The sequence below is a fragment of the Streptomyces sp. NPDC022552 genome (assembly GCF_055561875.1).
The window spans coordinates 191,808-213,544 of the sequence record NZ_JBVHGJ010000001.1; the positions used below are offsets into that span (position 1 = coordinate 191,808).

At 70.3% G+C, this 21,737-nt stretch carries 20 protein-coding genes; 8 read left to right on the forward strand and 12 right to left on the reverse strand.

Annotated elements, in window-relative coordinates:
* Window positions 1-112 precede the first annotated feature (112 nt).
* The 6 genes from ACZ3OF_RS00950 (at window position 113) to ACZ3OF_RS00975 (ending at window position 5,784) form a co-directional block, all read left to right on the forward strand.
* Entirely contained in the window at window positions 113-931 is an 819-nt protein-coding gene (locus ACZ3OF_RS00950; RefSeq protein ID WP_361667045.1) for an ABC transporter ATP-binding protein, read from the forward strand.
* A 58-nt stretch (window positions 932-989) separates the two neighbouring features.
* Window positions 990-1,832: an ABC transporter ATP-binding protein gene (locus ACZ3OF_RS00955; protein WP_467301918.1), complete on the forward strand. Its 843-nt coding sequence runs from the start codon at window positions 990-992 to the stop codon at window positions 1,830-1,832.
* A complete protein-coding gene (locus tag ACZ3OF_RS00960; RefSeq protein WP_361667043.1) occupies window positions 1,829-2,719 on the forward strand; it encodes a branched-chain amino acid ABC transporter permease in 891 nt (296 codons plus the stop codon). The genes ACZ3OF_RS00955 and ACZ3OF_RS00960 overlap by 4 nt, the downstream gene beginning before the upstream one ends.
* On the forward strand, window positions 2,712-3,815 hold the full coding sequence (locus ACZ3OF_RS00965; protein WP_361667041.1) for a branched-chain amino acid ABC transporter permease: 1,104 nt from the start codon (window positions 2,712-2,714) through the stop codon (window positions 3,813-3,815). The genes ACZ3OF_RS00960 and ACZ3OF_RS00965 overlap by 8 nt, the downstream gene beginning before the upstream one ends.
* Entirely contained in the window at window positions 3,812-5,083 is a 1,272-nt protein-coding gene (locus ACZ3OF_RS00970; protein ID WP_467301921.1) for an ABC transporter substrate-binding protein, read from the forward strand. Before ACZ3OF_RS00965 ends, ACZ3OF_RS00970 begins: the two co-directional genes overlap by 4 nt.
* Before the next feature lie 134 nt (window positions 5,084-5,217).
* Window positions 5,218-5,784, forward strand: coding sequence for a GNAT family N-acetyltransferase (locus ACZ3OF_RS00975; RefSeq protein ID WP_361667038.1), 567 nt, complete (start codon window positions 5,218-5,220; stop codon window positions 5,782-5,784).
* Window positions 5,785-5,847: 63 nt separating this feature from the next.
* On the opposite strand, the gene pssA is transcribed toward ACZ3OF_RS00975, so the two are convergent.
* From pssA to ACZ3OF_RS01020, 9 genes are all read right to left on the reverse strand, one after another.
* A complete protein-coding gene (pssA, locus tag ACZ3OF_RS00980; protein ID WP_361667343.1) occupies window positions 5,848-6,720 on the reverse strand; it encodes a CDP-diacylglycerol--serine O-phosphatidyltransferase in 873 nt (290 codons plus the stop codon).
* Window positions 6,713-7,369, reverse strand: coding sequence for a phosphatidylserine decarboxylase (locus tag ACZ3OF_RS00985; RefSeq protein WP_260226710.1), 657 nt, complete (start codon window positions 7,367-7,369; stop codon window positions 6,713-6,715). Before ACZ3OF_RS00985 ends, pssA begins: the two co-directional genes overlap by 8 nt.
* Window positions 7,370-7,549: 180 nt before the next feature.
* The gene (locus tag ACZ3OF_RS00990) at window positions 7,550-8,755 is read right to left on the reverse strand and encodes an acyl-CoA dehydrogenase family protein (protein ID WP_361667036.1); all 1,206 of its coding nucleotides are present in this window, start codon (window positions 8,753-8,755) and stop codon (window positions 7,550-7,552) included.
* A gap of 2 nt (window positions 8,756-8,757) precedes the next feature.
* A complete protein-coding gene (locus ACZ3OF_RS00995; protein WP_030320137.1) occupies window positions 8,758-9,282 on the reverse strand; it encodes a MaoC family dehydratase in 525 nt (174 codons plus the stop codon).
* A 5-nt stretch (window positions 9,283-9,287) separates the two neighbouring features.
* On the reverse strand, window positions 9,288-10,253 hold the full coding sequence (locus ACZ3OF_RS01000; protein WP_260226713.1) for an HpcH/HpaI aldolase/citrate lyase family protein: 966 nt from the start codon (window positions 10,251-10,253) through the stop codon (window positions 9,288-9,290).
* The gene (locus ACZ3OF_RS01005; protein WP_361443057.1) at window positions 10,250-12,262 is read right to left on the reverse strand and encodes a protein meaA; all 2,013 of its coding nucleotides are present in this window, start codon (window positions 12,260-12,262) and stop codon (window positions 10,250-10,252) included. Before ACZ3OF_RS01005 ends, ACZ3OF_RS01000 begins: the two co-directional genes overlap by 4 nt.
* A gap of 14 nt (window positions 12,263-12,276) precedes the next feature.
* Window positions 12,277-13,614, reverse strand: a complete 1,338-nt coding sequence (gene ccrA / locus ACZ3OF_RS01010) for a crotonyl-CoA carboxylase/reductase (RefSeq protein ID WP_361667034.1) — start codon at window positions 13,612-13,614, stop codon at window positions 12,277-12,279.
* A gap of 387 nt (window positions 13,615-14,001) precedes the next feature.
* Window positions 14,002-14,841, reverse strand: a complete 840-nt coding sequence (locus ACZ3OF_RS01015; RefSeq protein WP_361667032.1) for a TetR family transcriptional regulator — start codon at window positions 14,839-14,841, stop codon at window positions 14,002-14,004.
* A gap of 121 nt (window positions 14,842-14,962) precedes the next feature.
* On the reverse strand, window positions 14,963-16,744 hold the full coding sequence (locus ACZ3OF_RS01020; protein WP_361667031.1) for a 3-hydroxyacyl-CoA dehydrogenase family protein: 1,782 nt from the start codon (window positions 16,742-16,744) through the stop codon (window positions 14,963-14,965).
* A gap of 322 nt (window positions 16,745-17,066) precedes the next feature.
* Between ACZ3OF_RS01020 and ACZ3OF_RS01025 the strand changes: the two genes are divergently transcribed.
* Entirely contained in the window at window positions 17,067-17,663 is a 597-nt protein-coding gene (locus ACZ3OF_RS01025; RefSeq protein WP_467301930.1) for a HEAT repeat domain-containing protein, read from the forward strand.
* Here the strand turns inward: ACZ3OF_RS01025 and ACZ3OF_RS01030 are convergent.
* The 3 genes from ACZ3OF_RS01030 to ACZ3OF_RS01040 all read right to left on the reverse strand — a co-directional run bounded on the left by ACZ3OF_RS01030 (window position 17,660) and on the right by ACZ3OF_RS01040 (window position 20,930).
* The gene (locus ACZ3OF_RS01030) at window positions 17,660-18,073 is read right to left on the reverse strand and encodes a RidA family protein (RefSeq protein ID WP_361667028.1); all 414 of its coding nucleotides are present in this window, start codon (window positions 18,071-18,073) and stop codon (window positions 17,660-17,662) included. The genes ACZ3OF_RS01025 and ACZ3OF_RS01030 overlap by 4 nt on opposite strands.
* Before the next feature lie 63 nt (window positions 18,074-18,136).
* A complete protein-coding gene (locus ACZ3OF_RS01035) occupies window positions 18,137-19,777 on the reverse strand; it encodes an alpha/beta hydrolase (protein WP_361667026.1) in 1,641 nt (546 codons plus the stop codon).
* A 124-nt stretch (window positions 19,778-19,901) separates the two neighbouring features.
* Window positions 19,902-20,930, reverse strand: coding sequence for an Rv2578c family radical SAM protein (locus ACZ3OF_RS01040; protein WP_467301933.1), 1,029 nt, complete (start codon window positions 20,928-20,930; stop codon window positions 19,902-19,904).
* Window positions 20,931-21,092: 162 nt separating this feature from the next.
* Between ACZ3OF_RS01040 and ACZ3OF_RS01045 the strand changes: the two genes are divergently transcribed.
* Complete coding sequence (locus tag ACZ3OF_RS01045) at window positions 21,093-21,554, forward strand: SRPBCC family protein (protein WP_361667023.1); 462 nt, start codon at window positions 21,093-21,095, stop codon at window positions 21,552-21,554.
* Window positions 21,555-21,737 lie beyond the last annotated feature (183 nt).

Sequence of the window (21,737 nt, forward strand, 5' to 3'; positions counted from 1 at the left end):
AACCCACCCCGGCGCCCGCTGGTCACCGGCAGCGTTTCGGCCGCCGCACGTGGACGCACGGCCGTCGCGGTGCTGGGGTGAGCGCCACTGAACGGGCCACGGAAGGGGAACCATGGGAGGGACCGCACTCGCCCTCGAGGTCGCGGACCTGTCGGCGGGGTACGGGCCGGTACGCGCTCTGAGGCAGGTGTCGCTCACCGTGCCGGAGGGCGGCGTCGTGACCGTCCTCGGCGGCAACGGAGCGGGAAAGTCCACGCTGCTGCGGGCCGTCTCGCGCACACTGTCGTTCCACGGCGGGGCCGTCACCTCCGGCACCGTGAGCTTCGGCGGCCGCCCGATCGGCGGGCTCGCCCCCGACCGGGTCGTCGCCGCCGGGGTCTCCCAGGTGCCCGAGGGGCGGCAGGTGTTCGCCCGGATGACGGTCGAGGACAACCTGCGGGCGGGGGGACTCGGCGCGCGCGGCGACCGCGCCGCGAAGGCGGCGGCCCTGAAACGGGTCCACGAACTCTTCCCCGTCCTCGCCGAACGCGCCCACCAGCGCGCGGGTCTGCTCTCCGGCGGCGAACAGCAGATGCTCGCCGTCGGCCGCGCCCTGATGGCCTCGCCGAAGCTGCTGCTCCTGGACGAGCCCTCGCTCGGCCTCGCCCCGCTCATGGCCGCCCGGATCGCCGACACGATCCGCGAGATCAACGCGCAGGGCACGGCCGTCCTCCTCGTCGAACAGAACGCGGCGCTCGCGCTGCGGCTCGCGTCCCGGGCGTACGTCCTGGAGGTCGGCGAGGTCACCCTCTCCGGCCCGGCCAACGAGCTCGCCGCGTCCGACGAGGTACGCCGCCGCTATCTGGGCGTCGTCGACGAGGACGCCGCCGCCGACGCGGCGACCGCCACGACCGCCCACCCCGTGCTCTCCCGCTGGGAGGGCGGCCGATGACGACGACCACCGCCCGGCCCGACGGCGCCCGCACGACGCAGTCCCGTGGAGAGAACCGATGAACCAGCTCCCGCCTCCCGGCGAGGCGGCCGAGGCCGGCGCCGGGGCGGACCGTACCCCCGCCGCGTCCGTACCCGCCCTCGACGTCCGTGACGTCACCGTCCGCTTCGCCGGGCTCACCGCCCTCGACGCCGTCTCCTTCACCGTCCGCCCCGGCACCGTCCACGCCGTCATCGGCCCCAACGGCGCCGGCAAGTCGACCTGCTTCAACGTGCTCTCCGGTGTCTACAAGGCGACCTCCGGCAGCGTCCGCTTCGGCGCACACGAACTCACCGCCCTGCCCCCGCACAAGATCGCCGACCTCGGGGTCGCCCGCATCTTCCAGAACCTCGCGCTGCCGCCCCGCGCCACCGTCGAGGACAGCCTGATGCTCGGCCGCCACCGGCTGACCCGGACCGGCTTCCTCGCCGCCGGGCTCCGGCTGCCCTCCGCCGCCCGCGAGGACGCCCGCCACCGCGCCCGCGTCCGTGAGATCGCCGCCTTCGTCGGCCTGGAGAAGCAGCTCGCCCAGCCCGCCGGATCGCTTCCGTACGGGCAGCAGAAGCTTGCCGAACTGGCCCGCGCCCTCTGCATGGAGCCCCAGCTGCTCCTTCTCGACGAGCCCGTCGCCGGCATGACCGCCGACGAGCGCCGTCGTACCGCGGCCGTCATCGCCGGCGTCCGCGACAGTCTCGGGATCTCCATCGTCCTCGTCGAACACGACATGGGAGTGGTGATGCGGCTCGCCGACGCCGTCACCGTCCTCGACTTCGGCCGTCGGATCGCCGACGGCGCCCCCGGCGACGTACAGAACGACCCGGCGGTCGTCCGCGCCTATCTCGGAGAGGAGACCGCCGAGTGACCACCTTCGCCGAACTCCTGCTCAACGGAATCTCGTTGGGCTCGATCTACGCCCTCATCGCCCTCGGCTTCGTGGTGATCTTCCGCGCCACCGAGGTCGTCAACTTCGCCCACGCCTCCCTGCTGCTCGCCGGCGGCTACTTCACGGCCGTCCTCCACGACGACATCGGCTTCTGGCCGGCGCTGCTCGTCGGCATCGGCGGCGCGGCCCTGGTCGGCGCGGCCGTGGAGTTCCTCGTCATGCGCCGCTACCGCGGCTCCGACCACAGCGTCCTCGCCATCGTGACCATCGGCGTCGACATCCTGCTCGCCACCGAGCTGACCCGCCGTATCGGCACGGACATCCTGTCGCTCGGCGACCCCTGGGGCGACGCCGTCGTCACCTTCGGCCCGGTCACCCTCGCGCAGACCAGGATCGCGGCCTTCCTCGCCGCCGCGCTGCTCATCACCGCGTTCCTGCTGGCCTTCCGCTACACCTCCTGGGGCGTCGCCATGCGCGCCGCCGCCGAGAACCAGGAGACCGCCGCCCTCATGGGCATCCGCCTCGGCCGCGTGTCGCTCGGCGCCTGGGCGGTGGCCGGCGGGCTCGCCGCCGTCGCGGCGCTCTTCCTCACCGTCTTCCCGACCCCCGGCCTGGAGCGCACCACCTCGTTCGCCGCGATGAAGGCCTTCCCCGCCGCCATCCTCGGCGGCCTCGACTCCACCACCGGCGCCCTCGTCGGCGGCCTCCTGGTCGGCATCACCGAATCCCTCGCCACCGGCTACCAGGGCGATCTGACCTTCCTCGGCCGGGGAATCGGCGACCTCGCCCCGTATCTGGTGATGGTCGCGGTGCTGCTGATCCGTCCGGCCGGACTCTTCGGCACGAAGGAGCTGGCCCGTGTCTGACGCGCTTCCCCGCCGTGGCGTCGCCACGCTCGCCCGCCCCCGGGTCTACGGATGGGCCGTCGCCGGCCTCGTCCTCGCCGCCTTCCCCTTCTACCTGGACCGCTTCTGGCTCCAGGCCGGGCTCTTCGCCATGGCCGCCGCGATCGGCGCCATCGGCATCAATCTGCTGACCGGCGCCACCGGCCAGCTCTCCATGGGCCACGCCTTCTTCCTCGCCGTCGGCGCCTACGGCTACTGCGCCTTCGCCGGTGACGGGACGGACGGGCTCACCGGGCTCGGCCTGCCGGGCTGGCTCGCCGCCGTCCTCGCCGTCGCCCTCGCGGGCCTGGCAGGCGGCGTGTTCAGCCCCATCGCGGGCCGGCTCACGGGCGCGTACCTCGGAATCGCCACCCTCGCGCTGATCTTCATCGGCCAGCACGTGCTCTTCAACGCGCACGACCTCACCGGCGGCTTCAACGGCCGGGCCGTACCCCCGCTCAGCCTCTTCGGCCTCACCTTCGACGACACCGAACTCCTCGTCGCCCAGGTGCCGTTCGGATCCGCGGAGAAGCTCTGGTACCTCGGCCTCGTCCTTCTCCTCGCGGGCGCCCTCTTCGCCCGCGGAGTCCTCCGCGGCCGCCCCGGCCGTGCCATGAACGCCATCCGGGACCACCGGATCGCCGCCGGGGTCATGGGCATCCCCGTGGCCCGCTACCGCGCCGCCGTCTTCGTCCTGTCGTCCATGTACGCCGGCCTTGCCGGTGTCCTGCTCGCGCTGGTCTTCCAGCGGACCGTGCCGGAGTACTTCGGCATGCTGCTCTCCCTCGAATACCTGGCCATGATCGTCATCGGCGGTCTCGGCTCGGTCGCCGGCGCGGTGGTCGGAGGCGTCTTCGTCTCCCTCCTGCCGCAGCTCCTCAACCGGTACAGCGACGCGCTGCCCCTGGTCTCCGCCCCCGGGACGGGCGGGATCGCACCGGGGGAGGCCGCCCGCTATCTCTACGGCGCCGCCGTCGTCGCGGTGGTGCTCTTCCTGCCCGGAGGCCTGGTCCGGCTGGCCACCCGGAAACCCAAGCGAACCGACCGACCCTCGCACTCCTCTGGGGAGGAACGATGATCCACCGACGACAGGCGACCAGAACCATGGCCGTCGCACTCGCCACCCTCGTCGCGCTGACCGCCGCCGGCTGCAGCTCCAAGGCCAAGAGCGGCGACGACAAAGGCACCGGCGCGGGCGGGGTGAAGTCCGGCAAGGGCATCACCGACAAGACCATCGCGGTCGGTGCGCTCACCGACATGACGGGTGTGTACGCCACGCTCGGGAAGAGCGTCACGCAGGCGCAGCAGCTGTACGTGAAGCAGGTCAACGCGGCCGGCGGAATCTGCGGCCGGCAGCTGGAGCTGACGGTCCGCGACCACGGCTACGACCCGCAGAAGGCGCTCTCCGCCTACACCGAGCTGGAGCCCAAGGTCGCCGGCTACATGCAGTTCATCGGCTCCCCGTTCGTCGCGGCCGTCAAGCAGCGCGTCGACGGCCAGGACAAGGGCCTGGTGCTGCCGCAGGCCTGGTCGGCCTCGCTGCTCGGCTCCCCGTACATCCGCGTCCTAGGCTCCACGTACGACGTCGAGACGATCAACGCCGTCGACTTCCTGGTGAAGGAGAAGGGCCTGAAGTCTGGCGACAAGCTCGGCCATGTCTACTTCGAGGGCGACTACGGCGAGAACGCGCTGGCGGGCTCGAAGTACGCGGCCGAGAAGGCGGGTCTGACGGTCGTCGAGCAGAAGATCAAGCCCACGGACAACGACATGTCGGCACAGGTGGCGGCGCTCAAGCAGGCGGGCGTCAAGGGCATCGTCATCAGCGCGGGCCCGCGCCAGGCCGCCTCCCTCGTCGGCGTCGCGGCGGCGACGAAGCTCCTGGTGCCGGTCATCGGCAACAACTCGGCCTTCGCGCCGCAGCTGCTCGGTACCCAGGCCGGCCCGGCGCTGGAGAAGATGTACTGGTTCGCCTCCCCGAGCCTGCCGATCGGCGCGGACACCCCGGTGGCGAAGAAGCTCGTCGCCGACTACAAGGCCGCGTACCCGAGCGACAGCCTCGACAACGGCATCGTCGCGGGCTGGACGGCGGCGAGTGTCTTCGGCGAGGCGCTGAAGAAGGCGTGCGACACCAAGGACCTCAGCCGCGAGGGCATCGACAAGGCGCTGCTGACCCTGAACGCGTACGACGCCGGTTTCGGCACGCACGACTTCAGCGACCCGAAGGCCCCGTCCTCGCGGGAGTCGGTCATCCTGCAGCCGGACAAGTCGGTCCCGGGCGGGATGCGGACGGTCCGCGAGCCCTTCGTCTCCGACGCGGCGAAGGCCTTCACCCCGAAGGCGGGCTGAGCCAGGCGTACCGGAGCCCCGCCGCGCATACCGCGCGGCGGGGCTCCCGCGCGTCGCCTCCCGGAAGCAGCAGGCGCCACGTGCCCGAAGCAGCTGTCACCTCACGGAAACACAGGAGTGTGAAGCTCGGGCCCATGAGCGAACACGTCACGGCCGGGCCAGGCACCCACGCCCCCGAGACCCCCGTCGAGCGGCTCGGCCCGCCCGCGATCCGCGCCCACGCGTCCGAAGGGCTCGCCGCCCTCCTGGTCGACGCCGTCGACGGCGGGGCCTCCCTCGGCTTCCTGGCGCCCCTGTACCCGTCCGAGGCGGCCGTCTGGTGGCACACGGTCGCCGAGGAGGCCCAGCAGGGCGTGCGGGACGTCTGGGCGGCCCACGGGCCCGCGGGGCAGGTCCTCGGCGCGGTGACGCTCGTACGGACCGAGAAGCCGAACGGCCGCCACCGAGGCGAGATCGCCCGGCTGATCGTCCACCGCGACGCCCGGGGCCAGGGCCTGGGCGGCCGCCTCCTGGCCGCCGCGGAGGCCCACGCGGCGCGCGAAGGCCTCACGCTACTGATCCTGGACACCGAGACCGGCAGCCCCGCCGAGGGGCTCTACCGCAAGGCGGGCTGGACGCGGGCCGGAACCATCCCGGACTTCGCCGCCGACCCCACGGGGACGCTGCGCCCCACCACGCTCTACTACAAGCGCCTGACCTGAGGCGGACACGACGAAGGGCCCGGGTGCTTCACGCACCCGGGCCCTTCGTCGTACACGTATCGCCTACGGCAGCTGAGCCGCCTCCGCCTGCCGCGCCTCCCGGCTCTCACGCCGGTTGTCGCGGAAGGTGTTCACTCGCCGGGCCGTCGCGAAGAGGGGGATCACGGCGCCCAGTACCACCTGGAGCGCGCAGCCGGTCTGGAGCAGCAGCTGCCCGCCGGGCGCGTCGAACGCCCAGGCCGCCAGCATGCCCATCGCGCCCACGATCCAGCTGAGCATCGCCACCGCGAGGATGCCCCGCGGCTTGGGGTACTCGACCCGGCTCACCATCAGCCAGGCGACACCGATGATCGCGAGCAGCGTCGGGATGAACGGCAGCTCGAGAAGCACGATCGAGACGACCGTCAGCGCGCCGAAGGGGCTCGGCATGCCCTGGAACATGCCGTCCTTCATGGTCACGCACGAGAATCTCGCCAGCCGCAGCACCACCGCGAGCAGCACCACGATCGCGGCCACCGCCGAGACCTTCTGCTGCGCGCCGGGCGTGACCATGCCGTACACGAGTACGAAGTAGGCCGGCGCCAGGCCGAAGCTGATCAGGTCCGAGAGGTTGTCGAGCTCGGCACCCATCGGGGACGAGCGCAGCTTGCGCGCCACGATGCCGTCGAACAGGTCGAAGATCGCCGCGGCGAGCATGAGGATCACGGCGGTGGCGGCGCTGTTGCGCGCCATGCCGGTCTCGGTGCTGCCCGTGAGGTGCGGGATGAGGATCCCGGTGGTGGTGAAGTACACCGCCATGAATCCACACGTCGCGTTACCGAGCGTGAGGGCGTCCGCTATGGACAGCCTCAACGACAGCGGCATCTCCTCGTCCTCGACCTCCTCCGCGTCGCCGTCGGCGACCCAGTCGGCGGCCCGGGTGTCGGGATCAATCACGGTCAATGCGAGTCACCCCCGCGGTCGTGGTCTGACCGACCTCGACGGCGACGTCCACACCCTCCGGAAGGTAGATGTCAACGCGTGACCCGAAGCGGATCAGACCGATGCGCTCGCCCTGCTCGACCTTCGTCCCCTGGGGGATGTACGGCACGATGCGCCGGGCCACTGCCCCGGCGATCTGCACCATCTCGATGTCACCGAGCTCGGTGTCGAAGTGCCAGACAACGCGCTCGTTGTTCTCGCTCTCCTTGTTGAACGCCGGGACGAACCCGCCGGGGATGTGCTCCACGGACGTCACCGTGCCGGCCAGCGGCGCGCGGTTGACGTGGACGTTCAGCGGGCTCATGAAGATGGCGACCCGGGTGCGTCCGTCCTTCCACGGCATGATGCTCTGCACCACACCGTCGGCGGGGGAGATGACCCGGCCCTGCGCGATCTCGCGCTCGGGGTCGCGGAAGAACCACAGCATGCCCGCCGCCAGAGCGGTGGTGGGCACGGCGATGGCCGCGGCGCGCCGAGACCTGCGCGCACGCACGAGGCTCAGCGCCGCGGTGGCGACGGTCGGCAGAAGCCACGGCGATGCTCCGCGTGCGATGCGTACGCCGGCGAGGCTGTCGCGAGGTGCAGAGGTTTGGCTGTGGGGCATGGATGACCTTCGTAGCGGATGATGCCGCACTGGCAACGGGGGACGGCGGCTTTCCATCGATGCTATCGGGTGGGAGCCGCAACTGGGTAAGCCAGAAGCCGAGTCGGTCGGCCGGAAACGCTCAGAGAACGCTGACAGGGTGTGATCTTCTTCGCGGCCGAACCGACTCAAAAGCGACAATCAACCCTGGAACCGGTACTCCTCGAGCAACCGGCGGCCAATGATCATTTTCTGGATCTCGGCGGTACCTTCACCGATGAGCAGCATCGGGGCCTCACGGTAGAGGCGCTCGATCTCGTACTCCTTCGAGAACCCGTATCCACCGTGGATACGGAAGGCGTCCTCGACGACTTCCTTGCAGTATTCGGAGGCGAGGTACTTCGCCATCCCTGCTTCGAGGTCGTTTCGTTCCCCGGAGTCCTTTTTGCGTGCTGCGTTCACCATCATGGCATGAGCGGCCTCGACCTTGGTAGCCATCTCGGCGAGCTTGAACTGAATCGCCTGGTGCTGGGCGATCGGCTTGCCGAAAGTGTGACGTTGCTGGGCATAGGAGACACCCAGTTCGAAAGCACGCTGAGCGACACCACAGCCACGGGCCGCGACATTCACGCGGCCGACCTCCACGCCGTCCATCATTTGGTAAAACCCTCGGCCGGTGACCCCGCCGAGTACCCGATTGGCCGGAATGCGCAGTCCGTCCATGATGAGTTCGGTCGTGTCGACGCCCTTGTAACCCATCTTGTCGATCTTCCCGGGGATGGTGAGGCCGGGGCGGACCTCTCCGAAGCCGGGCTCCTTCTCGACGAGGAAGGTCGTCATCGACTTGTGGGGCGCAGTGCCCTCGGGGTGTCCTTCGTCACTTCGGACGAGAACGGCGACCAGCGTTGACGTTCCGCCGTTCGTCAGCCACATCTTCTGGCCGTTCAGGACGTACTCGTCGCCGTCCTTGACCGCCTTCGACGTGATCGCCGACACATCCGAGCCGAGGGCCGGCTCCGACATCGAGAACGCGCCACGCGTCTCGCCGGCCGCCATCCGCGGAAGGAAGTAGTCCTTCTGCTCCTGGGTGCCGTGCTGCTTGAGCATGTACGCCACGATGAAGTGCGTGTTGATGATGCCGGAGACCGACATCCAGCCGCGGGCGATCTCCTCCACGCACAGCGCGTACGTGAGCAGCGACTCACCCAGACCCCCGTACTCCTCGGGGATCATCAGACCGAAGAGGCCGAGCTCCTTGAGCCCGTCGACGATCTGCTGCGGGTACTCGTCGCGGTGTTCGAGCTCGGTCGCGACCGGGATGATCTCCTTGTCGACGAACTCCCGGACGGTCTTGAGGATCTCCTGCTGGACATCCGTCAGCCCGGCGGTCTGGGCGAGTCGGGCCATGGCTACTTCTCCGTCTTCTTGGCGGGCTCGATCAGCTCGGGGCGGCCGGGCTGCTCGCCGCCGCGCTCCTTGATGTACGTCTCGGTGGGGACCATCACCTTGCGCCGGAAGACACACACGAGGGTGCCGTCCTGCTTGTAGCCCTTGGTCTCGACGTAGACGATGCCGCGGTCGTTCTTCGACTTCGACGGGGTCTTGTCGAGGACCGTGGTCTCGCCGTAGATGGTGTCGCCGTGGAAGGTCGGGGCCACGTGGCGCAGCGACTCGATCTCCAGGTTGGCGATCGCCTTGCCCGAGACGTCCGGGACGGACATGCCGAGCAGCAGCGAGTAGATGTAGTTGCCGACGACGACGTTCTTGCCGAAGTCCGTCGTGTTCTCGGCGTAGTTCACATCCATGTGCAGCGGATGGTGGTTCATCGTCAGCAGGCAGAAGAGGTGGTCGTCGTACTCGGTGACCGTCTTTCCGGGCCAGTGCTTGTAGACGGCGCCGACTTCGAACTCTTCGTAGGTGCGGCCGAACTGCATCGGACTCAGGCCTCCGGGATCTCGAACTTGGTGGTGCGCTCCATGCCGGCGGCGCGACCCTTGCCGGAGATGACCAGCGCCATCTTGCGGGAGGCCTCGTCGATCATCTCGTCGCCGAGCATGGCCGAGCCCTTCTTGCCGCCGGCCTCGGACGTGTAGTAGTCGTACGCGTCCAGGATCAGCTCGGCGTGGTCGAAGTCCTCCTGCGACGGGGAGAAGATCTCGTTCGCGGCGGCGACCTGGTCCGGGTGGAGCACCCACTTGCCGTCGAAGCCGAGCGCGGCGGCGCGGCGGGCGACCGCCTGGTAGCCCTCGGGGTTGCGGATCTGCAGGTAGGGGCCGTCGATCGCCTGGAGGTTGTTGGCGCGGGCGGCCATCAGGATCTTCATCAGGATGTAGTGGTAGGCGTCGGCGTCGTAGCCGGGCGGCTGCTCGCCGACGACCAGGGACTTCATGTTGATGGAGGCCATGAAGTCGGCCGGGCCGAAGATGATGGTCTCGACACGCTGCGAGGCGGTCGCGATCGCGTTGACGTTGTTGAGGCCCTGGGCGTTCTCGATCTGCGCCTCGATACCGATCTTGCCGACCTCGAAGCCCATGGTCTTCTCGATCTGCGTCAGCAGCAGGTCGAGCGCCACGATCTGCTGGGCGTCCTGGACCTTCGGCAGCATGATGCAGTCGAGGTTCTGGCCGGCGCCCTCGACGACGGTGACGACGTCCCGGTACGTCCAGTGGGTCGTCCAGTCGTTGACGCGCACGACCCGGGTCTTGCCGGTCCAGTCGCCCTCGTTCAGGAACTTGACGATGGTGTGGCGGGCCTCGGGCTTGGCGAGCGGCGCGCAGGCGTCCTCCAGGTCGAGGAAGACCTGGTCGGCGGCGAGCCCCTGGGCCTTCTCCAGGAAGCGCGGGTTGGAGCCGGGGACCGCCAGACACGAGCGACGCGGGCGGAGTCGGTTCACGGGGCTGGTCATGCGGGGACCTCCAGGGGGTCGAGCTTGTTCGCTTTCCGGATCTCGTCGACGATACGGCCGATGATCTCCGTGATACCGAAGTCCTTCGGTGTGAAGACGGCGGCCACACCCGCGCGCTTCAGTTCTGCGGCGTCGGCGTTCGGGATGATCCCGCCGACGATGACCGGGATGTCCACGGCGCCCGCCTCACGGAGGCGGTCCAGGACGTCCGGGACCAGCTCGGCGTGCGAGCCGGAGAGGATCGACAGACCCACGCAGTGCACGTCCTCCGCGAGGGCCGCGTTGACGATCTGCTCGGGCGTCAGCCGGATCCCCTGGTAGACCACCTCGAAACCGGCGTCACGCGCGCGTACGGCGATCTGTTCGGCCCCGTTGGAGTGCCCGTCCAGGCCCGGCTTGCCGACCAGCAGCCGCAGCCGCCCGGAGCCGAGCTCCGCGGCCGTCCGCGCCACCTTCTCCCGTACGAGAGCCAGCGGGGTGCCCTCCTCGGCCGTCACGGCGACGGGTGCGGAGGAGACGCCCGTGGGGGCGCGGAACTCGCCGAAGACGTCCCGCAGCGCCCAGGACCACTCGCCGGTCGTGACACCGGCACGCGCGCACTCCACCGTCGCGGCGAAGAGGTTGCCGTCCCCGGCCGCCGTGGCCTTGAGGGCCGCCAGCGACTCCTGGGCCCGGTTCTCGTCACGGTTGTCGCGCCACTCGTGGAGCTTCGCGACGACCTTGGCCTCGTTGGCCGGATCGACGGTCATGATCGCCGTGTCGAGGTCCGAGGTGAGCGGGTTCTCCTCGGTCGACTGGAAGATGTTCACGCCGACGATCTTCTCGTCGCCGGACTCGATCCGGGCGCGCCGCTCGGCGTGGGAGGAGACCAGCTGCGATTTGAGGTAGCCGGACTCGACGGCGGCCATCGCGCCGCCCATCTCCTGGATCCGGTCGATCTCGGCCAGGCACTCCTCGACGAGCGAGTCGACCTTGGCCTCGATCACGTGCGACCCGGCGAAGATGTCCTCGTACTCCAGCAGGTCGGACTCGTGGGCGAGCACCTGCTGGATACGGAGCGACCACTGCTGGTCCCAGGGGCGGGGCAGGCCCAGCGCCTCGTTCCAGGCGGGCAGCTGGACGGCACGCGCGCGTGCGTCCTTGGAGAGCGTGACGGCCAGCATCTCCAGGACGATCCGCTGGACGTTGTTCTCCGGCTGCGCCTCGGTCAGACCGAGCGAGTTGACCTGGACGCCGTAACGGAACCGGCGCTGCTTGTCGTTCTCGATGCCGTACCGCTCGCGGGTGACCTTGTCCCAGATGCGGCCGAAGGCGCGCATCTTGCACATCTCCTCGATGAAGCGGACGCCGGCGTTCACGAAGAACGAGATACGGGCGACGACTTCGCCGAAGCGGTCCGCCGGGACCTGGCCGGAGTCCCGGACCGCGTCGAGCACCGCGATCGCGGTGGACATCGCGTACGAGATCTCCTGGACCGGAGTGGCTCCCGCCTCCTGCAGGTGGTAGCTGCAGATGTTGATCGGGTTCCACTTCGGGATGTGGTTCACCGTGTAGGTGATCATGTCTGTCGTGAGGCGCAGCGACGGGCCGGGCGGGAAGACGTGCGTCCCGCGCGACAGGTACTCCTTCACGATGTCGTTCTGGGTGGTGCCCTGGAGCCGGGTGACGTCCGCGCCCTGCTCCTCGGCGACCACCTGGTAGAGCGCCAGCAGCCACATCGCCGTGGCGTTGATGGTCATCGAGGTGTTCATCTGCTCCAGGGGGATGTCCTGGAACAGCCGGCGCATGTCACCGAGGTGCGAGACCGGGACCCCGACCCGGCCGACCTCGCCGCGGGCGAGGATGTGGTCGGGGTCGTAGCCGGTCTGCGTGGGCAGGTCGAAGGCGACCGAGAGACCGGTCTGCCCCTTGGCCAGGTTGCGCCGGTACAGCTCGTTGGACGCCTCGGCGGTCGAGTGACCGGCGTAGGTCCGCATGAGCCACGGCCGGTCCTTCTGACGCTCTGTCATGTACGGTCCCGGGCTCAGATGTTGCGGAAGCGGTTGATGGCGTCGATGTGCTTCGCGCGCATCTCCGGGTTGCGCACGCCCAGGCCCTCCTGCGGGGCGAGGGCGAGAACGCCGACCTTGCCCTGGTGCAGGTTGCGGTGGACGTCGTAGGCGGCCTGGCCGGTGTCCTCAAGGGAGTAGACCTTGGAGAGCGTCGGGTGGATCTTGCCCTTGGCGATCAGGCGGTTGGCCTCCCACGCCTCGCGGTAGTTGGCGAAGTGCGAGCCGATGATTCGCTTCAGGGACATCCACAGGTAGCGGTTGTCGTACTGGTGCATGTAGCCCGAGGTCGAGGCGCAGGTGGTGATGGTGCCGCCCTTGCGGGTGACGTACACCGAGGCGCCGAAGGTCTCGCGGCCCGGGTGCTCGAAGACGATGTCGATGTCCTCGCCGCCGGTCAGCTCGCGGATCTTGGAGCCGAAGCGCTTCCACTCGCGCGGGTCCTGGGTGTTCTCGTCCTTCCAGAACTTGTAGCCCTCGGCGTTGCGGTCGATGACCGCCTCCGCGCCCATCGCCCGGCAGATGTCGGCCTTCTCGGGGGAGGAGACGACACAGATCGGGTTGGCGCCGCCGGCCAGCGCGAACTGGGTGGCGTACGAGCCGAGGCCGCCGCTCGCGCCCCAGATCAGGACGTTGTCGCCCTGCTTCATGCCGGCGCCGTTGCGGGAGACCAGCTGGCGGTACGCGGTGGAGTTCACCAGGCCGGGGGAGGCGGCCTCCTCCCAGCTCAGGTGGTCCGGCTTCGGCATGAGCTGGTTCGACTTGACGAGGGCGATCTCCGCCAGGCCGCCGAAGTTGGTCTCGAAGCCCCAGATGCGCTGCTCGGGGTCGAGCATGGTGTCGTTGTGGCCGTCCGAGGACTCCAGCTCGACCGAGAGGCAGTGGGCGACGACCTCGTCGCCGGGGTTCCAGGCGTTGACGCCCGGCCCGGTGCGCAGCACCACGCCCGCGAGGTCGGAGCCGATGATGTGGTACGGCAGGTCGTGGCGCTTGGTGAGCTCGGAGAGCCGCCCGTAGCGCTCCAGGAAGCTGAAGGTCGAGACCGGCTCGAAGATCGAGGTCCAGACCGAGTTGTAGTTCACGGAGCTGGCCATCACGGCGACCAGGGCCTCGCCCGGGCCGAGCTCGGGGAGCGGCACGTCGTCGAGGTGGAGCGACTTGCGCGGGTCCTTGTCGCGGCTCTCGAGGCCGGCGAACATCTCGGCCTCGTCCTTGTGGACGGTCACGGCGCGGTACGACTCGGGGAGCTTGATGTTGGCGAAGTCCGCGGACGTGGCGTCCGTCGACTGGATCGCGTCCAGGATGTCCTTCACGGGGTGCCTCCGGCGGTGCGGCGTCCGAGCGGGACGCGCTGAGGGTTACGTCTTTGGAGTGCTGCTGTGGAGGTGTGCCGTCGGTTCGGCGGGTGGTGCGGTGGCTGCGCCGGGTGGGCGCTGAGGGTTGCCTGTGACGCAGGCGTCCGGGCGCACAATCACGATGGCTTGTGGGGACAGCCGGCGCACGAGGAGACCTCGGCGCGCCGGCCGCCCGGACAACATCAACGTATGGCACCGCGTGTCACCTGACAAGGCACTGCGTGCCAACAATTTCACTCATATGCAATCTGCTGGTCACACATGAGCGATGATCGATCGAAGGTGGGGGCAAAACGGGACGAGGGCCACCCCCGGTGGGGGCGGCCCTCGTCGTGAGCTCGGCGGTCAGTCGCGCTGGAGCGCGTCCCGGATGGTCCGCATGACTTCGTCGAGCGGAGCGTCCGTACGCGCCACCGCCACCAGGACCCCGCCCTCCGTGGACGCGGTCGCCGCGGACGTCTGTGCGGCCGTCTGAGTGCCCGGCTGAGGCGCCTGCGGGGCCGAGGCCGGCCGTGCGCCTATGCCCGTACCGAACGTCTCCCGCACGATCGCGAAGGCGTGGTCCAGCTGCGCCTCCACGTCCCCCTGGCCCCCGGCCCGCAGCCAGCGGCGCAGGACGTGGTTGTGGGCCGTGACGACCGCCGATGCCGCCACCTCGGCGAGCAGCGGGTCGTCGTTGCCGTCGTGGTGGTCGCGCTCGTCGAAGTGGCCCAGCAGATAGCGGGTGAACAGCCGCTCGTAGCGGGCCACCGAGGCGATCTCACGCTCACGCAGGGTGGGTACCTCGCGGGTGAGCCGGTACCGCTCCACGGAGACCGCCGGGGACCCCGCGTACATCTTCATGACTTCCTTGATGCCCCGGCAGACCGTGTCCAGCGGGTGCTCGTGCGGCGGGGCGGCGTTGAGCACCGCCTCCGCCCGCACCAGGGTGTCGTCGTGGTCGGGGAAGATCGCCTCTTCCTTGGAGCGGAAGTGGCGGAAGAAGGTCCGGCGGGCGACCCCCGCCGCCGCGGCGATCTCGTCGACCGTCGTGGCCTCGTACCCCTTGGTCGCGAAGAGCTCCATGGCAGCGGCCGCCAGCTCGCGGCGCATCTTCAGCCGCTGTGCGGCCGCACGGGTGCCGGCCGCACTCTCCTGGCTGTCGGAGGTGGACGTGGCACGGGGTGACTTTGCGGCCTTGGACATGTCCTGAACGTACTGCATCAGTGCGGGAGTGTGCCCAGGTGGGGGAGGGTCGCCCGGGCCCGTGCCGGGGGTGCCGTGGGCACTCCCGGGGCTCAGCAACCCTCCCCAGCCCGCGTAGGGCTCAGCGTCGGGCATATTCGCGGAAGCCGCGCCCCGTCTTGCGGCCGAGGCAGCCGGCCGCCACCAGGTGCTCCAGGAGCGGCGCCGGAGCCAGGCCCGGGTCGCGGAACTCGCGGTGCAGGACCTGCTCGATGGCGAGCGAGACGTCCAGGCCGACGACGTCGAGCAGCTCGAACGGGCCCATCGGGTAGCCGCCGCCCAGCTTCATCGCGGCGTCGATGTCGTCCAGGGTCGCGTAGTGCTCCTGGACCATCTTGATCGCGTTGTTCAGGTACGGGAAGAGCAACGCGTTCACGATGAAACCGGCCCGGTCGCCGCAGTCCACCGGGTGCTTCCGGATCTTCGTGGTGACCTCGCGGACCGTGGCGTGGACGTCGTCCGCGGTCAGGACCGTACGGACGATCTCCACCAGCTTCATCGCGGGCGCCGGGTTGAAGAAGTGCATCCCGATCACGTCCTGCGGGCGCGAGGTGGCGCGGGCGCAGGCGACGACCGGCAGTGAGGAGGTCGTGGTGGCGAGCACCGCGCCCTGCTTGCAGATCTTGTCGAGCCGGGCGAACAGCTCCTGCTTGATCGCCAGGTCCTCGGCGACCGCCTCCACGGCCAGGTCGACCTCGGCGAAGGCGTCGAGCGAACCGGCCGGGGTGATCCGGGCCAGCGTCTCTTCGCGGGCCTCGCCGGTCATCCGGCCCTTCTCGACGGAGCGGGCGAGGGACTTCGCGATCCGCGCCTTGGCGGTGTCCGCCTTCTCCTGGGAACGGGCGGAGAGGACGACCTCGTACCCGGCCTTGGCGAAGACCTCGGCGATACCGGAGGCCATCGTGCCCGAGCCGGCGACGCCGACCGAGCGGACCTCGCGGCTGTCGCCGGTGGCGGCGCTCTCCAGCGGGGTCAGCGCGTCACGGACCACGGTGGCCGAGCCGGCCGCGTCGTACGTGTAGAAGCCGCGGCCCGACTTGCGGCCCGTGAGGCCCGCCTCGCTGAGCTGCTTGAGGATCGGGGCGGGGGCGTGGAGCCGGTCGCGCGACTCGCTGTACATCGCCTCCAGGACGGTACGGGCGGTGTCGATGCCGATCAGGTCGAGCAGCTCCAGCGGACCCATCGGCAGACCGCAGCCGAGCTTCATGGCGGCGTCGATGTCCTCGCGGGAGGCGTACTTCGCCTCGTACATCGCCGCGGCCTGGTTGAGGTAGCCGAAGAGCAGGCCGTCCGCGACGAAGCCGGGGCGGTCGCCGACCGCGACGGGCTCCTTGCCCAGGTCGTGCGCGAGGGCGGTGACGGCCTCGACGGCCTGCGGCGCGGTGAGGACGGAGGAGACGATCTCCACCAGCTTCATGGCCTGGACCGGGGTGAAGAAGTGCAGGCCGAGCACGCGCTCCGGGTGGGCGGAGTCGGCGGCGAGCCGGGTCACGGAGAGCGCGTTGGTGCCGGTGGCGATGATGGCGTCGGGCCGGACGACGGCGTCCAGGGCCCGGAAGACCTCCTGCTTGGCCTCGTACGACTCGGGCACGACCTCGATCACGAGGTCGGCGTCGGCCGCCGCCTGGAGGTCGGAGTAGGTGCGGAAGCGGGCGAGGACGTCCTGCCGCTCCTCCTCGGTGATCCGCTCACGGGCCACCGCACGGGCGGTGGACGCCTCCAGGGCGGCGACGGCCTGGATGGCGGCGGCTTCGCTGATGTCGATGCCGATGACCTCGCGGCCGGCCCGGGCGAGGACATCGGCGATGCCCTTGCCCATGGTGCCGAGACCGACGACGGCGATGGTGGAGAGAGGGGTGTCCATCAGGGGACTCCAGGAGGGAAGAGTGACGACTGAAGGCGGCGCGTGCGGAGCGCGTGCGGGCGCGAACGGGTCGCGAACGGAAACCGCGAGGAGTTCACGACGGAGGCGCGAAGAGATCGCGTGGAAAAGGCGATGGACTCTGTCCCGGAGTCACATCGAAAACTGCCGAACCGACAAACTCGATCTCACGACGGCTGCGTCACCAGGCCGTTGTGAGGGTGCGGGGGTTACCCGCTCACCTGAGATTAACCGGCGGGTAACGAGCGCGCCAGTCCCGGGGAGTTCAGAAAATGTGATCTGGATCGCGGATACCCTGACGGCCATGGAAATCGCCGAGGACCCCGAATTCTGCTCGATGATCGATCGATTGCGGGACGAGATCCACGACGGTGCGGAAGGTGACCGAAAGGCTTTCGAAGAACTCGTCGCGGCCGACGATCCCGAAGAGTTCGCCCGCGTCCTGACCGCACCCGGCCAACCCCTCTGGGCCCGCGAGATCGCCGCCTTCCGGCTCGGCCTCGCCCGCGACCCGCGCGCCTTCGAAGCCCTGGTCCTGCTCCTCAACCACCGCGACCCCGAGCGCTGCGTCTGTGCCGCGTACGCCCTGGCCCGGCTCGGCGACCCGCGCACCGCGCGCGCGGCCGCCGCCCTCGCCACCAACGAACTCCGCGTCGCCTACGCCCTGTTGCCGGTCCGGCTGCTCGCCGACCTGCGCGCCCCCGAGTCCGTACCGGCCCTGGTCACCGTCCTCGAACGCCGCCTGGGGGCCGACGACCCGCACTGGCGGGTTGGAGTCGCCTGTGCCGAGGGGCTCGGCGCCCTCGGCGACCCACGCGCCCTGGCGGCGCTGGAGGCTGCCCTCCCGCACCCCCGTCTCGGCCGGGCGGCTGCCGAGGCGCTCGCCCGGCTCGCCCGCTAGCCGGCGTCGCCCTCCGGGACCAGGGCGAAGGCCTCGATCTCGATCAGCAGCTCCGGGCGGACCAGCGCCGACACCTGGACCGCGGAGCTGGCCGGGAGCGGCGCCGTACCGAAGGACTCGTCCCGCGCCGTCCGGACGGCGGGGAGATGGGCGACGTCGGTGACGAAGTACGTCAGCTTCACCACGTCCTCGAACCCCGCGCCCGCGGCGGTGAGGCAGCGGCGCAGGTTCGCGAAGACCTGCCGGGCCTGTGCGGCCGGGTCGTCCGCCCCGACCACCGCGCCCGAGGCGTCGAGGGAGCACTGGCCGGATATCGCGACGAACCGGCCCGTGCCCCACACGACATGGCTGAACTGGGGGCTGGCCGCGATACCGTCGGGGGCGGACACATGGGTCAGGTGCGTACTCATGCCCGACATCCTCGCGCACGCCACCGACAGTCCGGCCCGGCCCCCCCCGTGCGGCGGGGTTCCTCAGCGCTCGTGGCCGAGGAGCCCGTGCAGGACCGCGTCTCCCGTCCCGTCGGCCGCCGTCCCGCCTGCCGTGCCCACCGCCGTGCCGCCCGTGGCGGAGCCGTTGCGGGCCGCGGGGGTGGCCTTGAGCGGCTCCGGCTCCGGGAGCGCCTCGCAGACCGCGTCCACCTCCGACTGCCCGTCGCCGCGCGGCACGGTTCCCGTGGCCAGATAGGTCGCCAGGTGCTTGTCCAGACAGTCGTTGCCGGCCAGCGACACCCCGTGGTTGCCGCCGCCCTCCTCGACGACCAGGCTGGAGCCCTGAACCATCTGCCGCAGCGCGACGGCGCCCTCGTACGGGGTGGCCGCGTCGTCCGTCGCCTGGAGGATCAGGACCGGCGCCACCTCGTCGTTCGTGACGTCCGGCGGTGTCAGCGAGTCCACCGGCCAGAACGCGCACGGGGCGTTGTACCAGGCGTTGTTCCAGGTGGCGAAGGGTGCCTTGGCGTGGACGTCCCAGTTGTCCGTGCGCCAGGTGTTCCAGTCGCGCGGCCACTTCGCGTCCCGGCACTGGACGCTCGTGTAGACCGAGTAGCCGTTGTCCGCCGCCTTGTCCGCTGCCGCGTAGCTCTCGTACGCCCGGGTCAGCGGGACCGCGTTCCTGTCGTTGACGTACGCCGAGAACGCCCCGGCGAGCGACGGCCAGTAGCCGTCGTAGTACCCGCCCGGCAGGTAGGTGTCCTCCAGCTCGCCGGGGCCGACCTTGCCGCCCGCCGGGGTCTCACGCAGTGCGTCCCGCATCCGGTACCAGGCGGCTTCGACCGCCGCCGGGTCCGTACCGAGCTTGTACGTGGCGTTCTGGCGGGCCACCCAGGCCATGAAGTCCTTGTGGCGGGTGTCGAAGGCGAGGTCCTGCGCGAGGTTGTCCTCGTACCAGACCCCCTGCGGGTTGACGACGGAGTCCAGCGCGAACCGTCGCACGCGCTCCGGGTAGAGCCGCGCGTACACGGCGCCGAGGTAGGTGCCGTAGGAGTACCCCAGATAGTTGAGCTGCGGCGCGCCGAGCGCCTCGCGGATCGCGTCCAGGTCCCTGGCCGTGCTGACGGTGTCGATGTACGGCAGGACGTCGGCGTACTTCTCTCCGCACGCCGTCGCGAAGGCCCGCGCCCGCTCGACGCCTTTCTGTTCGGCCTCCGCGCCGGTCGGCAGCGAGTCGGGGCGCACCGGGTCGAAGTGGCCGGGCTTGCAGTCGAGCGCGGGCTCGCTCCTGCCGACCCCGCGCGGATCGAAGCCGATGACGTCGTACTGCGCCGCCACCGACGAGGGCAGCGAGGCGGCCACGAACCCGGCCAGGGTCCTGCCGCTGCCGCCCGGTCCGCCGGGGTTGACGAGCAGCGGGCCCTGGAACTCCTCCGCGGAGTGCGGGATCCGCGTCAGCGCGAGCGTGATGCTCCGGCCGGCCGGGTCGTCGTGGTTCAGCGGCACGTCGAGCGTGGCGCACTGGAGCTTCGGATACGCCGAGGTGGCGCAGCCGCTCCAGACGAGCGGTGCGATCGGGCGGGGGGTCGGCTCGGGCCGTGGGGCCGCGGACGCGGGCAGGACGGTGGCCGTCCCGGCGACCAGCGCCCCAGCGGCGATCAGCATTCCTGCGCGTGTGGTCATAGGGCGTCCGTGCCCCGGAGCGCATACGGAAGGACCTGTTCCGCCCAGAGTTGACCCGATCAGGCGATCCGCCGGATCCGTTCAGGTCTTCGGGGTCCGTCGTGCGCCCTCGGCCGTGCGCCCCTCAGAGGAGGGTGAGCTGCTCGGGCGCCCCCGCGAGTGCGGGCTCCTCCGGTACGGATGTCCGGCGCGGCGCGCCCCGGTGGGCCGGTCCGATCCCGAACTCGGCGGCCAGTTCGTGCACCTGACGGGTGATCCGGCGCTGGTACCAGGTCGGGGCGTAGGCCCCGGCCGCGTACATCCGCTCGTACCGTCCCACCAGGTGCGGATGGTGCTGCCGCAGCCAGGTGAAGAACCACTCGCGCGCACCCGGCCGCAGGTGCAGGACGAGCGGGGTCACGGAGGTCGCCCCCGCCTCCGCGACGGCGCGCACGGTCTCCCTCAGCTGCTCGGGACGGTCGCCGAGGAAGGGGATCACCGGGGCCATCAGCACCCCGCAGCCGATCCCGTGCTCACCGAGCCTGCGGACGACGTCCAGGCGCCGCTGGGGGGAGGGCGTCCCGGGCTCGACCGTGCGCCACAACTCCTGGTCGGTGAACCCGACGGAGACCGAGATGCCGACCTCGGTCACCTTCGCCGCCTGCACGAGCAGATCGAGGTCGCGCAGGATCAGGGTGCCCTTGGTGAGGATGGAGAACGGGTTGGCGTGGTCCCGCAGGGCCTCGATGATCCCCGGCATCAGCCCGTAGCGCCCCTCGGCCCTCTGGTAACAGTCGACATTGGTGCCCATCGCGATGTGCGCGCCCTGCCAGCGGCGGGAGGCGAGCTGGCGGCGCACCAGTTCCGGCGCGTTGATCTTCACCACGATCTGGGAGTCGAAGCCGACGCCGGTGTCGAGGTCGAGATAGCTGTGGGTCTTGCGGGCGAAGCAGTAGACGCACGCGTGCGTGCAGCCGCGATACGGGTTGATCGTCCACTCGAAGGGCATGCGGGAGGCGCCCGGCACCCGGTTCACGATCGAGCGGGCCCGCACCTCGTGGAAGGTGATCCCGCGGAACTCGGGTGTGTCGAACGTGCGGGTGGTGACCGCGTCCGTACCGAACAGGGCGGTCCCGGCGGCGGCGGGCTCGTCGCCCAGGTTGTCCCAGCGCATGGACGCCTCCTCGGTAGCAGTGTCCTCAGCCGTAGACCCAGAATAGAACACATGTTCCCTTGATCGTTGCAAGCCGGTTCGGGAGCCCGGATTTGGGAGGCCCGCGCCCAGGTGGTTGGCTGGTGCCACACCCCTGAAGAACCAAGTGCTGGAGGAAGTGCCATGGCGCAGGTAGAGGCCACCACGGAGCGGATCATCGCGGCGGACCCGGAGACGGTGTTCGACGCCCTGGCCGACTACAGCGGCACGCGCGCGAAGGTGCTGACCGAGCACTTCAGCGAGTACGAGGTGCGTGAGGGCGGCGACGGCGAGGGAACCCTCGTCCACTGGAAGCTCCAGGCCACCAGCAAGCGGATCCGCGACTGCCTCCTGGAGGTCACCGAGCCCGGTGGGGGTCCCGCCCATGGGGGAGGGCAGCTCGTCGAGAAGGACCGCAACTCCTCCATGGTCACCACCTGGACCGTCACCCCCGCCGGTGAGGGGAAGTCCCGGGTCGTCGTCACCACCGTCTGGAACGGTGCCGGAGGCATCGGCGGCTTCTTCGAGAAGACCTTCGCGCCCAAGGGACTTGGCCGCATCTATGACGCCGTCCTCGCCAACCTCGCCACCGAGGTGGAGAAGTAACGCTCCCGCGCTCACCGATTCGAGTGGTTTCCCGCGACCCCCGCACCGGCGCCCCGCGCGCCCGGGGGTCGCGGGGCTCTCCGTAAACGCGCTGATGAGCGCCCCAAGTGCGCCGCCTCGCAGGCCCGTTCGCCGCACCGGGCGCGGCTGACCTCCCGTACCGCCCGACTTGCTCCCGCTTCG